We start from the raw sequence: 14,686 nt of genomic DNA on the forward strand, positions 1-14,686 counted from the left end.
GCCCGCGGAACACAGGTCGGCCCGGCACCAGTGTCCCTCTGGTGCCGGGCCGACCTGCGTACGCGGCGCGCTACCTCACCGGGGTGAAGTCCCGCGCGCCGATGAACTCGGGCCGTCGTACCGGAGCCGCGAACGGCTCCACCGCCGTGTTCTCCACGCTGTTGAACACGATGAACACGTTCGACCGCGGGTAGGGGGTGATGTTGTCCCCCGAACCGTGCATCGCGTTGCAGTCGAACCAGGTCGCCGAGCCGGCCTCGCCGGTGAAGAGCCGGATGCCGTGGTCGGACGCGAGGTGCGTCAGCGTCCCGTCCGAGGGGATGCCCGCGTCCTGCATCTGCAGCGACCGCTTGTAGTTGTCCTCCGGCGTCGCGCCCGCACAGCCGAGGAACGTCTTGTGCGACCCCGGCATGATCATGAGGCCGCCGTTGGTGTCGTGGTTCTTCGTCAGCGCGATCGACACCGAGACGGTCCGCATGTTCGCCAGGCCGTCCTCCGCGTGCCAGGTCTCGAAGTCCGAGTGCCAGTAGAACCCGGAGGCACCGAAGCCCGGCTTCACGTTGATCCGCGACTGGTGGACGTACACGTCCGAGCCGAGGATCTGCCGGGCCCGGCCCACCACGCGCGGGTCGGCCGCCAGCCTGGCGAAGAGCTCGCTGATCCGGTGCACCTCGAAGAGCGAGCGGATCTCCCGCGAGCGCGGCTCGACGATGGAACGCTCGTCCTCGCGCATCGCGGGATCATTGACGAGCCGCTCCAACTCGGCGTGGTACACGCCCACTTCTTCCGGGGTGATCAACTGGTCGATCGCCAGGAAACCGTCCCGCTCGAACCCCGCCAGATCCCCGGCCGCGATCGGCCCTTCGGCACCCGGCTCGGACCACACCACGGGGTCCTTGCGTTCGATGAGCACCTCTTCGGCGCCTCGCGTCGGGTACAGGTCGGTGGTGCGTTCGGGTGCGGTGGTCATGGTGGTGCCTGCCTCTCCTCTCGTACGGCCCTGTTCGGGATGTCAGCGGACCGGCGAACCGGTCTCAGCCCGCGTCCGGCTCCGTGAGCAGCGGGTACACGCCGTTCTCGTCGTGGTCCTCACGGCCGGTGACGGGCGGGTTGAAGACGCACAGGCAGTGGAAGTCTTCCTTGATCCGCATGGTGTGCTTCTCGTGCCCGTCGAGCAGGTACATGGTGCCCGGCGTGATCGTGTACTTCTCGCCGGTCGTGTCGTCGGTCAGCTCGGCCTCACCCTTGGTGCAGACGACGGCCTCGATGTGGTTCGCGTACCACATCGACGTCTCCGTACCCGCGTACAGGATGGTCTCGTGGACCGAGAAGCCCACCCGCTCCTTGGCGAGGACGATGCGCTTGCTCTCCCAGGTGCCCGATGCGGCCTTCACATGCCGGTCGGTGCCTTCAATGTCCTTGAACGAACGGACGATCACGGTGAGTTGCCTGCTTTCTTAACTGTCGTACGGTGCGGGTCGGGCGGCTGTCAAGCGGTCTCGCGCACGGCGCGAGCCAGCGTCCGCAGACCCTCGTCCAGCTCCTCGGGCGTGATCGTCAGCGCCGGGAGCAGCTTGACGACCTCGCTCTCGGGGCCGGAGGTCTCGATGAGCAGACCGAGCTCGAAGGCGCGCTTGGCGACCTTGCCCGCCCGGTCCTTGTCGCGGAACTCGATGCCCCAGACCAGGCCGCGGCCGCGGTACTCGACGGTGTCGTCGGGGTACTCGGCGCGCAGCGCGCTGAGCGTCTCCTCGATCTGCTGACCGCGGGCCAGGGTCTGCTTCTCCATGGCGGCGCCGTCGGTCCAGTACGTCTCCAGGGCGGCGGCGGCCGTCACGAACGCGGGGTTGTTGCCGCGGAACGTGCCGTTGTGCTCGCCGGGCTCCCAGACGTCGAGCTCCGGCTTGAACATGCAGAGCGACATGGGCATGCCGTAGCCGCTGATGGACTTGGACACCGTCACGATGTCCGGCGTGATGCCCGCCTCCTCGAAGGAGAAGAAGGCACCGGTGCGGCCGCAGCCCATCTGGATGTCGTCGACGATGAGCAGCATGTCCCAGCGCTCGCAGACGTCGGCGAGCTTGCGCAGCCACTCGGCGCGGGCCACGTTGATGCCGCCCTCGCCCTGGACCGTCTCGACGATCACGGCGGCGGGGGTGTTCAGGCCCGAGCCCGAGTCCTCCAGGAGGCGCTCGAACCAGATGAAGTCGGGGGTCTGGCCGTCGAGGTAGTTGTCGAACGGCATCGGGGTGCCGTGCACCAGGGGGATGCCGGCGCCCGCGCGCTTGAACGCGTTGCCGGTCACGGCGAGCGAGCCGAGCGACATGCCGTGGAAGGCGTTGGTGAAGGACACGATCGACTCGCGGCCCTTGACCTTGCGGGCCAGCTTCAGCGCCGACTCCACGGCGTTGGTGCCCGTCGGGCCCGGGAACATGACCTTGTACGGCAGGTCGCGCGGCCGCAGGATGACGTTCTGGAACGTCTCCAGGAAGGCGCGCTTCGCGGTCGTCGACATGTCGAGACCGTGCGTGACGCCGTCGCGCTCGATGTAGTCGATCAGGGCGCGTTTCAGGACCGGGTTGTTGTGGCCGTAGTTCAGTGAACCGGCACCGGCGAAGAAGTCGAGGTACTCGTGGCCGTCCTCGTCGTACATGCGGCTGCCCTGCGCGCGGTCGAAGACCGTAGGCCAACCGCGGCAGTAGCTGCGCACCTCCGACTCCAGGGTCTCGAAGACGCTCAGGTCGGGCTGGGTGATGGTCACAGCAGATCTCCTGGGAGATGGAAAGGCGTGGGAGGTGGGGGGGGGAGTTACGGGTGTCTCTGGTACGGCGGGCACGGCGATCCGTGCCGGGGGAGCCTGGGGGAAGCTCAGAAGTCGAGTGGACCGATGCGGTACAGCACCTCGGGCTCGTGTCCTTCGTCGGGGAAGATCCCCGCGTCGAACAGGACCTCGCGGGCGACCGACGTGCCGTGCCGACGCGCGTAGGAGAGGAAGAGCCGCTCGGACGCGGTGTTCGAGGGCGCGATCGTCGTCTCGACGGTGCGCAGCGGGTGGCCCGCGGCGACCTTCCTGGTCAGCCCGTCGAGCAGGGCGCCCGCCAGACCGCGACCGCGCTGGTCGTGGTCGACGGCCACCTGCCAGACCAGCAGGGTCTCCGGGTGCTCGGGCCGGATGTAGCCGGTGATGAATCCGGCCACCTCCCCGTGGTCGTCCCTGGCCACGACGGACGTGGCCGCGAAGTCACGGCACCACAGCAGATAGCTGTACGAGGAGTTGAGGTCGAGCACCTTGGAGTCGCGGGCGATCCGCCAGATCGCGGCGCCGTCGGCGACCGCGGGACTCTCGAGTCGCAGCCCCTCGGGCATTTTCAGGAATTTCGCTCGCAGGTCGGTCGGTAGATCGGCTTGTGCAGCGGTCATGCGGATTGAATTTACCGAGCAATTTCTTTAATTGCATCGGGGGAAGGGGTTACGCGAGAGCGGTCGTTGTGTTATCACGCGGGGGTGCGCGCCCGCATGAGATCCCGGCTCTTTATGGTGATTTGCCCAGGAGATAGTGCACAAAATGGACGTGATGTGGAGTGCGTCACAGATCCACAACTGTCGCGGAGTGGGTCCGAATTGCGACGGTTTGTGCTGTTGAAATCTTAGTGTTTAGGCCCCCGGAAAGCGGGCAGAAGAATACGGGAAGCTGTGCTTCTCGGATTTATAAATAATTCGTTAGAACGCCCAGAGGGTGCCGGTAGGAATTCATATGGAAGGTGCGGGGGATACGGATGACCGGAGGAACGGATTCACGCTCCGGTGACTCCGTCGACCCGCTCCCTGAGGAGATCGGCGTGGCCGTTGTGCCGGGCGTACTCCTCAATCGCGAGTGCCTCGGCGAACGTCCTGGTCCTGTCCAGGGCGAAGCCGCCGGGCGGCCGCTCCGGTTCCTTTCCACCTCGGCGAGGTGCTGCACGAGCCCGAACGGGGGCGGCCGTGGGTGCGTCGTGGCTTGGCGCGCGGTTCCCCGCGCCCCTGTCGGGGCCCGCCGGCTCGGCACGTGGCCTTTCGGGCCCGCCGCCTCGGTGCGTCCCTGGTCGGGGGCCCGCTGTCGGTGGCGGGCCCGCCCCGGCCTAGCGCCAGGCGTCCGTCACCGCGCGGCGAGCCGCCTCCAGGTCGACCGTGCGGCCCGACTCCGTCATCGCCGCGCCGAGTGCCGCGAGCGAGGCGTGGACGACGCCGCGCGTCGCGTCGGGGCCGTAGTGGTTGACGCGGATCATCTCCTTGGCGAGCGCCCCGCCACCGGCGACCAGCGGAAGCACCGGGTCCGCGGCGAGCGCCCTGGCCACCAGCTCGGCGGCGTCGACGCCCGAGGGCGCGCGCAGCGTGGTGGCGACGGGGGCCGCGTCCTCCGCCTCGTACACGTAGGGCTCAAGGCCCCCGCCCAGCGCGAGCGCCCCCGCGCGGGTGGCGGCCGCGGCGGTGGCGTGCCGTGCCATCAGCGCGTCCAGGCCCTCCGTCTCGATGCGCTCCACGCACGCTTCGAGGGCCAGCATCTCCAGCTGCGCGGGCGCGTGCAGCAGCGCCTTCCTGCCGCCGTCGATCCAGCGCTCCTTCCAGTCCAGGAGGGAGAGGTAGGAGCGGCGCGGCGCCTGCGGGTTGGCGGCGATGCGCTGCCAGGCCCGCTCGCTGACCGACACCGCGGAGACGCCCGCGGGCCCGCCCATGGCCTTCTGCGCGCCGATCACGCACAGGTCCACGCCCCACGCGTCGGGAAGCAGCGGCTCGGCGGCCACCGAGGCGACCGCGTCCAGCATGAACAGCGCGCCGTGCTCGCGCACGACCGCGCCGATCTCCGCGACCGGATTGGTGTTGCCGGTCGCCGCCTCGGCGTGCACCAGCGAGACGAAGTCGATCTCCGGGTGCTCGGCGAACGCCTGGCGCACCTGCTCCGCGGTGACCGCCGTGTGGAACGGCACCGCGAGGTCGATCACCGTCGCGCCGCAGTCCCGCAGCCAGTTCCCGAACGTCTGGCCGTAAGGACCCGTGATCACGTTCAGTGCCGTCGTGCCGGGCCGCGCGGCGCCCCTGATGCACCCCTCCAGGGGCAGCAGGGCCTCGCCCTGCATGATCACGACGTCCTGCTCGGTGGCGAGCAGCCCCGCCACCCGCGCTTCGATGGCGGCGAAGTGCTGGGCGCTCAGCGGCGCCAGGTCCAGAAAGGGGTGCGTCACAGTACTGCTCACGTCACTGCTCACTTCGCTCACGAGTTCGTTCGGGCTGCGGTACCGAGCGTACCGGCCGCCTTTTAGGCTGCTGTTCATGAGCGATCACGCGGTGTTGCACGTGAAGGGGCGGGTGCTCGTAGGGCCCGACGACGTACGGGACGAACTGTGGGTGGTGGGCGGCCGGGTGACGTACGACCGCCCCGCCGGCGCGGCGGCGGGCGACGTCCGCACCGTCGAGGGCTGGGCCCTGCCCGGCCTGGTCGACGCGCACTGCCACGTCGGTCTGGACACCCACGGCCCGGTGGACGCCGCCACGGCCGAGAAGCAGGCCCTGACGGACCGGGAGATCGGCACCCTGCTGATCCGCGACGCGGGCTCCCCGTCCGACACCCGCTGGATCGACGACCGCGAGGACCTCCCGAAGATCATCCGGGCGGGCCGGCACATCGCGCGCACCCGGCGCTACATCCGCAACTACGCCCACGAGATCGAGCCCGACGACCTGGTCGCCTACGTCGCCCAGGAGGCGCGGCGCGGCGACGGCTGGGTCAAGCTCGTCGGCGACTGGATCGACCGGGACGCCGGCGACCTGACGGCCTGCTGGCCCCGCGGCGCGGTGGAGGCGGCGATCGCCGAGGCCCACCGGCTCGGCGCCCGCGTCACCGCGCACTGCTTCGCCGAGGACGCCCTGCGCGACCTGGTGGAGGCGGGCATCGACTGCGTCGAGCACGCCACGGGGCTCACCGAGGACACCATCCCGCTCTTCGCCGAGCGCGGCGTCGCCATCGTCCCGACGCTGGTCAACATCGCCACGTTCCCGGATCTCGCCGCGGGCGGCGAGGCCAAGTTCCCCCGCTGGTCCGACCACATGCGCCGGCTCTACGACCGCCGCTACGACACGGTCCGCGCCGCGTACGACGCCGGGGTCCCGGTCTTCGCGGGCACCGACGCGGGCGGCTCCCTCGCCCACGGCCTGGTCGCCGCCGAGGTCGCCGAACTGACCCTCGCGGGCATCCCCGCGGTCGACGCGCTCTCCGCGACGACGTGGGGCGCGCGGGAGTGGCTGGGGCGCCCCGGACTCGTGGAGGGTGCGCCGGCGGACCTCGTGGTGTACGAGGCGGATCCGCGGGCGGACGTGCGGGTGCTTGCCGCGCCGCGGAGGGTGGTGCTGAACGGGCGCGTGGTGTCGTGAGGGCGGGCGGTGCGCGGTGTTGACCGGGCGTTACGCCGACGCGGCGTACGTCGTTGATGTTCCTCGTCCGGTGATTCCCCTGCCCGGCAAGGGTGTTGTTCAAGGGGTACGAGGGAACGCCCGTGCCTCCCGAATCGAAAACAGGGTCGGAAACCTCCCGTTGGAGTGAACTCACGCCAGGTTGCTGACCGTTCACTCTGAGTGCGTAAAGATTCCCGCGTCGCCCCTCGTTCTGGAGAGGGCGACGCCTCTCGGTGCGCACGTGATGTCCCCATGTGGCGTGCGCCGCCGGTGGCTCCGTTTCTCTTGTGGGGGTTCCACCACTTTGAACAGCAACACGTTCCGCATGCCCGCGCGCCGCCTCTCCGTCGTCGCGATCACCACCGCCCTCGCCGCCGGTCCCGCGGCCCTCGTCGGCGCCGGATCCGCGCAGGCGACCGGGGGCGGCGACGGGGCGCGCGGCGGGCACGCGAACGCCGTCGTGCTGCGGACAGGGCTCGACGTCTCCCTGCTCAACAAGACCGTGAACGTCCCGCTCAAGGTCGCCCTGAACGAGGTCCAGGCTCCGGCCAGCGCCGAGAAGACCGCGCTGACCGCGCGCCTCGACGGGGTCGAGGGCGGGCAGCCGTTCAGCGTGCTGCGCGCGGACGTGGCGACGGCGCGAGCCACGGTGAAGGGGGCGCGGGCGGAGGGCTACAGCAATGTGGCGCGGGCCAAGGTGCATGTGCCCGGACTGCCCTTGCTCTCCCTCATCGAGGTCGACCAGGTCACCTCGAAGGCGGTCTGCGAGGCGGGGAAGCGGCCCGTCGCCGAGGCGAACCTGCTGGGCGGCGTGACGGTCCTCGGCAAGCGGATCACGCTGACCGCTTCGGGGCCGACCGAGGTGAAGGTGCCCGGGGTGGGGGAGGTGCGCCTTGACCTGTCGAAGACGAACACGACGTCGCGTACGGCGGCGGCGACGGCGTTGCAGCTCAAGGTGTCGGTGAATCCGCTGAAGCTGAACGTGGCGGAGGTGGAGGGGACCGTGACGCTGGCGGGGGCCGGCTGCGAGTCGCCGACGGCGCCCCCGCGCGAGGAGACGGGGACGGAGCCGCAGGGGTCGGCGGAGCCGGTGGAGTCGAAGACGGCACCGAAGGAGGAGGCGAACCTGGCGGAGACGGGCGGCAACTCGATGACGCCGTACGTCGCGGGCGGGGCGGTGGCGTTGCTGACGGCGGGCGCGGGGGCGGTGACGCTGGCGCGGCGCAGGCGGAGCTGACCTCGCTGGGTGCGGGCGCTGGGCGCGGGCCGGGGCGGGTGTGCGGGGGTTGTCTTGGGGCTGGGCCGTGTGGGCGGGTGCGGGTCCGGGTGGGCGGGTGCGCGGGGTTCGTCTCGGGGGCGGGGCCGTGGGGGTATGTACGTGCTCGCTATCCCGGGGCAAGAGCCAATGGGCTTGCTTCCTTGCCTCGGTGGCCACTTGTGCTCCGTGCGCACATACCCCCACGTCCCCTCGGGACGGTTGCGCGACCGCGGGCCGGTGGGGGTTCCGCCGCCGGGCCCCCGGTGCCGCGAGGTGTGCTCGCGGCTGCGGCCCGGTGGGGGCTGGGCAGCCTCTAGGGCCCGTGGGCGTCTGTGTCGCTGAAACTGGATGAAGAGGTCCGCCGCCTCCCCCACCCGCCCAACGTGCCGCTGGGGCGGCACGGGTGGGCACGGCACCACGGTGCCGAGGGGCGAGAACCGGGGCAGGGGGAGAGGTTCCTACAGGGGCGGGCCGTGCAGAGTGTTGGTCAGGGCCGTGAGGAAGTTCGTGGAGGTGGTGCGGTCGCGGACGGCGAGGCGGATCCAGTCGGGCCCCAGGCCAGGAAACGTGTCGCCGCGCCGCACCGCGAACCCCGCCCCACGGAGCCGCTCACGGACCACCGCCGCCCCCGGCACCCGTACGAGGACGAAAGGCCCCTCCGCGGGCTCCACCACCCGCACCCCCACAGGCGCCAACTCCGCGAGACCGGCGAGGAGATGGGCCCGGTCCGAAGCCACCCGGTGCGCCGCGTGCCCCGCCTCCGCGAGCGCCCGAGGCGACACGCACGCCCGCGCCGCCGCCAGCGCGGGAGTCGACACCGGCCACAGCGGCTGCGCCTGCTCCAGCGCCGCGATCGTCTCCGGCGCCGCCAGTACGTAGCCGATCCGCAGCCCCGCGAGCCCCCACGTCTTGGTGAGGCTGCGCAGCACGACGAGGCCGGGCACGTCGGTGCGGCCCGCGAGCGCCTCGCGTTCGCCGGGCACCGCGTCCATGAACGCCTCGTCCACCACCAGGTACCTGCCGGGCCGCGCGAGCCCGGCGACGGCCGCCGCGGGGTGCAGCACGGACGTCGGGTTGGTCGGATTGCCGACGACCACGAGGTCGGCTTCCTCCGGCACCGCCGACCCGTCGAGCCCGAACCCGTCCGCCTCCCGCAGCAGCACCCGCCCCACCTCGTGCCCCGCGTCCCGCAGCGCGGCCTCCGGCTCGGTGAACTGCGGGTGCACGACGTAGGGGTGACGGACCTTCAGCCCGCGCGCGACGAGCACGAACGCCTCCGCCGCCCCGGAGGTGAGCAGCACCCGGTCCGCCGTCACCCCGTGCCGCTCCGCCACCGCCTGCCGCGCCGCCCGCCCGTCCGGATAGGCGGCGAGGCCGTCGAGCGACGCGTGGATGTGCTCCTTCAGCCAGGCCGGGGGCGTGCCCGCCCGCACGTTGACCGCCAGATCGGTGAGGCCCGCGCCGCCGTCACGTACCTCCGCGTCCCCGTGGTGCCGCAGATCAGGGCCGCCGGTATCAGGGCCGCCGGCATCAGGGACGCCAGCATCAGGGACGCTGGCATCAGGGGCGGGGGACGGTGTCGTGTGGTGCATCGGCTCCGAAGCCTCCGTGCTGACGGGCGGCGGCGGCGCGCCGGGACGGCTCGCGATCGCGCAGGTCGCCATCGCGGGACGCCCGTGCGGCGCCGACTTCCTTTTGGGTACGAGGAGTTCGCCGCCGGCCCGCAGCGCCGCCGCCTCCGCGACGGACGGCGTGCCGACGGCCGCGCGGGACCTCGCGGTCGGGTGGGGGACCGGCACCCGGGCCAGCTCCGCCGCCGGGTACGCCACGAGCGGCACCCCGAGCCGCGCCGCCGCGGCGACGATCCCCGGCTCGGTGGCCTTCACGTCGACCGTCGCCAGTTCCACCACGGCCTCCGGAGAGAGCCCCGCGTCCCGTACGGCGTCCAGGACCAGCCCGAGCACCTCATCGGCGGCGGCGTCCTCGCAGGCGCCCACGCCGACGACGAGGGCGGCCCGCGCGGGCACGGGCGCCGGGTCGGCGGCCAGCTCGGCGTCGGCCATGAGTGGTCCTTTCGTACGAGGGGCGGAACGGCGGCGGCGGATGTGCGCCGTGGTGGGTCAATCGGTTAGCAAGGGGCCATGGCGGTGTTCGTGGCGCTCGGCGCCTTCCTCATGACGCTGGTGGGCGGCTGGACGGCCCAGCGGGTCACCGACCGGCGGCACCTCGTCCTGGGCCTCGCGGGTGGCCTGATGCTCGGGGTGGTCGGGCTCGACCTGCTGCCGGAGGCGCTGGAGGCCGCGGGCGGGCCCGTGTTCGGCGTCCCCGCGGCCCTGCTCCTGTTCGTGGCGGGCTTCCTCGTCGCCCATCTGGTGGAACACCTGCTCGCGGGCCGCCACGCGGCGCACGGCGCCGACGAGCACGCGGGGGGCCGCGTCCCCGAGGTGGGGCTCACGGCGGCCGCCGCGATGGTCGGGCACAGCGTCATGGACGGCGTCGCGATCGGCGCGGCCTTCCAGGTCGGCGGCGGCATGGGCGTGGCCGTGGCGCTGGCCGTCATCGCCCATGACTTCGCGGACGGCTTCAACACGTACACGATCACCAGCCTGTACGGGAACGCCCGCCGCAAGGCCCTCGCGATGCTGTTCGCGGACGCGGCGGCCCCGGTGGTGGGCGCCGCGTCGACGCTCCTGTTCACCATTCCGGAGCAACTGCTCGGCGGCTATCTCGGCTTCTTCGGCGGCGCGCTGCTGTACCTGGCGGCCGCCGAGATCCTGCCCGAGGCGCACCACGACCACCCGGCCCGCTCCACCCTGCTGTGCACGGTGGCGGGCGCGGCGTTCATCTGGCTCGTGGTGGGCCTCGCGGGCTGAGGCGCGCGGACCGCTTCGTACGGTCACGGTGCGCATCGTTCGACGAACCGGCGCGCGATGCCCGGCTCCGCGGCCCAGTGCGTGTGCACATAGCTGGCGTGCACGTTGGCCTGCACGAAGCCCTCGACGCGCCGCTCCGGCTGGTGCAGGCCCCAGGCGGGCGTCGCCCTTGCCCCCGGCGCCACGACCGTGCGATGGAACTCGTGCCCCCGCATCCGCGTCCCCGCCACCGCGAGCACGCTGTCCGACACGGCGACCGCCTCCCGGTACCCGAGCGTCAGCCGCTCCGACATCCGCGCCTCGGCGTCGAGCACCCCGCACATCGGCTTCCCGTCGAGATCGCGGGCGAGATACAGCAGCCCCGCGCACTCGGCGGCGACCGGCGCCCCCGAGAACGCCAGCTCGGCGACGGCCTTCCTGAGCGGCTCGTTGGCGGACAACTCGGGCGCGTACACCTCGGGGAACCCACCCCCGATCACCAACCCGGCGGTCCCGTCCGGCAGTTGCTCGTCATGCAGGGGATCGAACGCCACGACGTCCGCTCCGGCAGCGGCAAGCAACTCGGCATGCTCGGCATACGAGAAGGTGAACGCGGCCCCACCGGCAACGGCGACGAGGGGGCGATGTCCAGCCCGTCCGGCGTTTGAGGACGAACTCGGCGAAGCCGGTGACGACACCGACCCCGGCGACCAGGCGCCCCCCGGCAGGGAAGGCGCCGACCGACCAAGCGCAAGAAGAGCGCCAAGGTCGCACCCGTCCCGCACCCGCGAGGCCAACGCCGCGACCGACTCCACCGCGTCCGCCCGCCGCTCGGCGACCGGCACGAGTCCCAAGTGCCGCGAGGGGGACCGCACTTGGGAAGCGCGGCGCAGAGCGCCGAGAACCGGCACCCCGGACTCCTCCAACGCCTCCCGCAGCAGCGCCTCGTGCCGGTCCGAGCCGACCTTGTTGAGGATGACTCCCGCGACCCGCACCTCCGGGTCCCAGGACGCGAACCCGTGCACGAGCGCCGCCACGGACCGCGACTGCGACGACGCGTCGACGACCAGCACGACCGGCGCCCGCAGGAGCTTGGCGACATGCGCGGTGGAGGCGAGTTCGCCCTGTCCCGCGGCCCCGTCGTACATCCCCATCACGCCCTCGACCACGGCGATGTCGCACCCGGCCGCCCCGTGCGCGAAGAGCGGCGCGACCAGGTCGGGCCCGCACAAGTACGCGTCGAGGTTGCGGCCCGGCCGCCCGGTGGCGAGCGCGTGGTAGCCGGGGTCGATGTAGTCGGGCCCGACCTTGTGCGGGGACACGGCCAGCCCGGCCGCGGCGAACGCGGCCATCAGGCCCGTCGCGACGGTCGTCTTGCCGCTGCCCGACGACGGCGCCGCGATGACGAGGCGAGCTACCACTCGATGCCCCTCTGGCCCTTCTGGCCCGCGTCCATCGGGTGCTTGACCTTGGACATGTCGGTCACCAGGTCGGCGAAGTCGATCAGCTGCCGCGGGGCGTTGCGGCCGGTGATGACGACGTGCTGGGTGCCGGGGCGGTTCCTGAGGACCTCCACGACCTCCTCGGGGTCGATCCAGCCCCAGTGCATCGGGTAGGCGAACTCGTCCAGGACGTAGAGCTTGTACGTCTCGGCCGCGAGGTCGCGCTTGACCTGCTCCCAGCCCTCGCGCGCCTTGTCCTCGTTGGTCGACTCGCCCTCGGCGGGGGCGCGTTGGATCCACGACCAGCCCTCGCCCATCTTGTGCCAGTCGACCGTGCCGCCCTCGCCGGAGGCTCCGAGGACCTTCAGCGCGTTCTCCTCGCCGACCTTCCACTTCGCCGACTTCACGAACTGGAAGACGCCGATCGGCCACCCCTGATTCCAGGCGCGCAGCGCGAGCCCGAATGCGGCGGTCGACTTGCCCTTGCCGATGCCCGTGTGGACGAAGACGAGCGGGCGGTTGCGGCGCTGCCGCGTCGTGAGCCCGTCGTCCGGTACGACGCTCGGCTGTCCCTGCGGCATTAAGCGGCCCTCCTCGAAGGCGAGTTCATTCCCTGTACGTCCTTGACGAGACCGGCGATCGAGTCCGCCCGCAGCTCGTCGAGAGTGACGGCGGTGCCGCCGAGCTCGCCCGCCAACTGGGCCGCGAGGCCCAGGCGTACGTAGCCCGACTCGCAGTCGACGACCACCGAGGCGACCCCGTCGGCCGCGAACAGCCGGGCCGCGCGCCCCGCCTGGGCCACCGGCTCGACACCGCCGGTCGCCCTGCCGTCCGTCACCAGGACCACGAGCGGACGCCGCGCGGCGTCCCGCAGCCGCTCCACGCGCAGCACGTCGTGCGCCTTCAACAGCCCTGCGGCCAGCGGGGTGCGGCCGCCGGTCGGCAGCGATTCGAGCCGGGCGGCCGCCGCGTCCACCGACGACGTCGGCGGCAGCGCCACCTCGGCGTCCGTGCCACGGAACGTCACGAGCCCCACCTTGTCGCGCCGCTGGTAGGCGTCGAGGAGGAGGGAGAGCACGGCGCCCTTGACGGCGCTCATCCGCTGCCGCGCCGCCATCGACCCGGAGGCGTCCACGACGAACAGCACGAGATTGCCCTCGCGCCCCTCCCGCGTGGCCTGCCGCAGATCGTCACGGCGTACGACGAGTCCGGTGCCGGAGCGGCCGCGCGCCCTCTGGTGCGGCGCGGCCGCCTGCACGGTCGCCGCCAGGTGCAGCTTGGTCAGGGCGCCGCGGGGGCGCCGCGAACCCGTCGTACGGCCGTGTTCGGTGCGCGCGCGTGAGCGGCGGCCCGCCGCGCCCTCGCCGATGCCGGGCACGCTCAGCATCTTCGTGCGGAACGGCTCGGCCGCGCGTACGGGCTGCTGCTCGCCCGCGCCGGACGGCGCGCCCGGCGCGGGCGCGGGCTCCTGCGGGGGCGGGGCCTGGTCGGCGTCGGATCCCTGGTTCTGGGACGGCAGTTCGGGGGATTCGGGGCCGTCGGACGGAGGCTGCCCGCCGCCGTCAGGACCGCCGCCGGGGCCGCCCCCGCCGGGACCGCCGCCCTCGGGGTCGTCGTCGCCCTCGGGAGGCTCGGGCTCCTCGTCCTCGCGGGCCTCCTCCAGCGTCTCGTCGAGCTTGTCCTCGTCGAGGCCCGGCGCGTCGAAGGGGTTGCGGCGCCTGCGGTGCGGCAGCGCGAGCAGCGCCGCCTGGCGCACGTCCTCGCTCTGCACGTCGGTGCGGCCCGCCCATGCGGCGAGCGCCGTCGCGGTGCGCGCCATCACGATGTCCGCGCGCATCCCGTCCACCTCGAACGCCGCGCAGGTCGCCGCGATCTGCCGCAACGCCCCGTCGCCCAGCGTCACTCGGGGGAGCAGCGCACGCGCGGCCACGACCCGCTCGCGCAGCGCGCCCTCGTCCGCGTGCCAGCGCCCCGCGAAGCCCTCGGGGTCGTCGTCGTAGGCGAGCCTGCGCCGCACGACCTCGACGCGCTGGTCGGTCTCGCGGGACGCGGCCACCTCGACGGTGAGACCGAACCGGTCGAGCAACTGCGGCCGCAGCTCGCCCTCTTCGGGATTCATGGTGCCGACGAGCAGGAACCGCGCCGCGTGCCGTACGGAGACGCCCTCGCGCTCCACGTACGAGGCGCCCATCGCGGCGGCGTCCAGGAGCAGGTCGACCAGGTGGTCGTGGAGGAGGTTGACCTCGTCGACGTAGAGGATGCCGCGGTGCGCGTCGGCGAGCAGTCCGGGCTCGAAGGCCTTGACGCCCTCGGCGAGCGCCCGCTCGATGTCGAGGGCGCCGACCAGGCGGTCCTCGGAGGCGCCGACGGGCAGTTCGACCATCCGCGCGGGCCGCGCGGTGGCGCCGCCCGCCTCGTGCGGGCCGTCCGGGCAGTTCGGGTCGGCGGCCGTGGGATCGCACGAGAAGCGGCAGCCCGCGACGACCGGCACCTCGGGGAGGAGCGCCGAGAGCGCGCGCACGGCGGTGGACTTGGCGGTGCCCTTCTCACCCCGTACGAGGACGCCGCCGACGGCGGGCGACACGGCGTTCAGCAACAGCGCGAGCCGCAGGTCGTCCTGCCCGACGAGGGCGGTGAACGGATACGGGGTACTCACAGGGCCTCCTTGGTGCGTGCGGGGTGGTGCGGTCCGTGCGCCGTCACGGCGG

General features: G+C 72.5%; 12 protein-coding genes and 1 pseudogene. 3 read left to right on the forward strand and 10 right to left on the reverse strand.

The window, feature by feature from the left end; all coding sequences use genetic code 11:
• Positions 1-70 precede the first annotated feature (70 nt).
• The 6 genes and pseudogenes from thpD to ACIO9J_RS34325 form a co-directional block, all read right to left on the reverse strand.
• Positions 71-970, reverse strand: a complete 900-nt coding sequence (thpD, locus tag ACIO9J_RS34300; RefSeq protein ID WP_402008166.1) for an ectoine hydroxylase — start codon at positions 968-970, stop codon at positions 71-73.
• 64 nt (positions 971-1,034) lie between these two features.
• Positions 1,035-1,439: an ectoine synthase gene (locus tag ACIO9J_RS34305; protein WP_402008168.1), complete on the reverse strand. Its 405-nt coding sequence runs from the start codon at positions 1,437-1,439 to the stop codon at positions 1,035-1,037.
• Between the two features lie 50 nt (positions 1,440-1,489).
• A complete protein-coding gene (gene ectB, locus ACIO9J_RS34310) occupies positions 1,490-2,761 on the reverse strand; it encodes a diaminobutyrate--2-oxoglutarate transaminase (protein WP_402008170.1) in 1,272 nt (423 codons plus the stop codon).
• A 107-nt stretch (positions 2,762-2,868) separates the two neighbouring features.
• Positions 2,869-3,420: a diaminobutyrate acetyltransferase gene (gene ectA / locus ACIO9J_RS34315; protein ID WP_402008172.1), complete on the reverse strand. Its 552-nt coding sequence runs from the start codon at positions 3,418-3,420 to the stop codon at positions 2,869-2,871.
• Positions 3,421-3,794: 374 nt separating this feature from the next.
• A pseudogene (locus ACIO9J_RS34320) lies at positions 3,795-3,869 on the reverse strand (DUF664 domain-containing protein); the annotation flags it as partial.
• 249 nt (positions 3,870-4,118) lie between these two features.
• Complete coding sequence (locus tag ACIO9J_RS34325; RefSeq protein ID WP_402008355.1) at positions 4,119-5,219, reverse strand: pyridoxal-phosphate-dependent aminotransferase family protein; 1,101 nt, start codon at positions 5,217-5,219, stop codon at positions 4,119-4,121.
• Positions 5,220-5,307: 88 nt separating this feature from the next.
• Between ACIO9J_RS34325 and ACIO9J_RS34330 the strand changes: the two genes are divergently transcribed.
• The gene (locus tag ACIO9J_RS34330) at positions 5,308-6,405 is read left to right on the forward strand and encodes an amidohydrolase family protein (RefSeq protein WP_402008174.1); all 1,098 of its coding nucleotides are present in this window, start codon (positions 5,308-5,310) and stop codon (positions 6,403-6,405) included.
• 325 nt (positions 6,406-6,730) lie between these two features.
• Positions 6,731-7,663: an SCO1860 family LAETG-anchored protein gene (locus ACIO9J_RS34335; RefSeq protein WP_402008176.1), complete on the forward strand. Its 933-nt coding sequence runs from the start codon at positions 6,731-6,733 to the stop codon at positions 7,661-7,663.
• Positions 7,664-8,142: 479 nt separating this feature from the next.
• Here ACIO9J_RS34335 and cobC read toward each other — a convergent pair whose 3' ends face one another.
• The gene (gene cobC / locus ACIO9J_RS34340) at positions 8,143-9,747 is read right to left on the reverse strand and encodes an Rv2231c family pyridoxal phosphate-dependent protein CobC (RefSeq protein ID WP_402008178.1); all 1,605 of its coding nucleotides are present in this window, start codon (positions 9,745-9,747) and stop codon (positions 8,143-8,145) included.
• A gap of 78 nt (positions 9,748-9,825) precedes the next feature.
• Here cobC and ACIO9J_RS34345 point away from each other — a divergent pair, with 78 nt between their 5' ends.
• On the forward strand, positions 9,826-10,557 hold the full coding sequence (locus ACIO9J_RS34345; RefSeq protein ID WP_402008180.1) for a ZIP family metal transporter: 732 nt from the start codon (positions 9,826-9,828) through the stop codon (positions 10,555-10,557).
• 23 nt (positions 10,558-10,580) lie between these two features.
• Here the strand turns inward: ACIO9J_RS34345 and ACIO9J_RS34350 are convergent, their stop codons facing one another.
• The 3 genes from ACIO9J_RS34350 to ACIO9J_RS34360 are packed head-to-tail and all read right to left on the reverse strand — an operon-like array spanning position 10,581 to position 14,634.
• Positions 10,581-11,957 (reverse strand): cobyrinate a,c-diamide synthase, encoded by a 1,377-nt coding sequence (locus tag ACIO9J_RS34350; RefSeq protein ID WP_402008182.1) that lies wholly within the window; start codon positions 11,955-11,957, stop codon positions 10,581-10,583.
• The gene (gene cobO, locus ACIO9J_RS34355; protein ID WP_402008184.1) at positions 11,951-12,559 is read right to left on the reverse strand and encodes a cob(I)yrinic acid a,c-diamide adenosyltransferase; all 609 of its coding nucleotides are present in this window, start codon (positions 12,557-12,559) and stop codon (positions 11,951-11,953) included. Before cobO ends, ACIO9J_RS34350 begins: the two co-directional genes overlap by 7 nt.
• Positions 12,559-14,634 (reverse strand): putative cobaltochelatase, encoded by a 2,076-nt coding sequence (locus ACIO9J_RS34360; protein ID WP_402008186.1) that lies wholly within the window; start codon positions 14,632-14,634, stop codon positions 12,559-12,561. The genes cobO and ACIO9J_RS34360 overlap by 1 nt, the downstream gene beginning before the upstream one ends.
• Positions 14,635-14,686 lie beyond the last annotated feature (52 nt).

It is taken from the genome of Streptomyces sp. NPDC087300, assembly GCF_044744425.1.
In the GTDB taxonomy this organism is placed as follows: Bacteria; Actinomycetota; Actinomycetes; order Streptomycetales; family Streptomycetaceae; genus Streptomyces.

Coding starts and splice junctions, on each gene's coding strand:
- thpD (WP_402008166.1), bottom strand. CDS start 970: ATGACCACCGCACCCGAACGCACCACCGACCTGTACCCGACGCGAGGC.
- ACIO9J_RS34345 (WP_402008180.1), top strand. CDS start 9,826: ATGGCGGTGTTCGTGGCGCTCGGCGCCTTCCTCATGACGCTGGTGGGC.
- ectA (WP_402008172.1), bottom strand. CDS start 3,420: ATGACCGCTGCACAAGCCGATCTACCGACCGACCTGCGAGCGAAATTC.
- ACIO9J_RS34330 (WP_402008174.1), top strand. CDS start 5,308: ATGAGCGATCACGCGGTGTTGCACGTGAAGGGGCGGGTGCTCGTAGGG.
- cobC (WP_402008178.1), bottom strand. CDS start 9,747: ATGGCCGACGCCGAGCTGGCCGCCGACCCGGCGCCCGTGCCCGCGCGG.
- cobO (WP_402008184.1), bottom strand. CDS start 12,559: ATGCCGCAGGGACAGCCGAGCGTCGTACCGGACGACGGGCTCACGACG.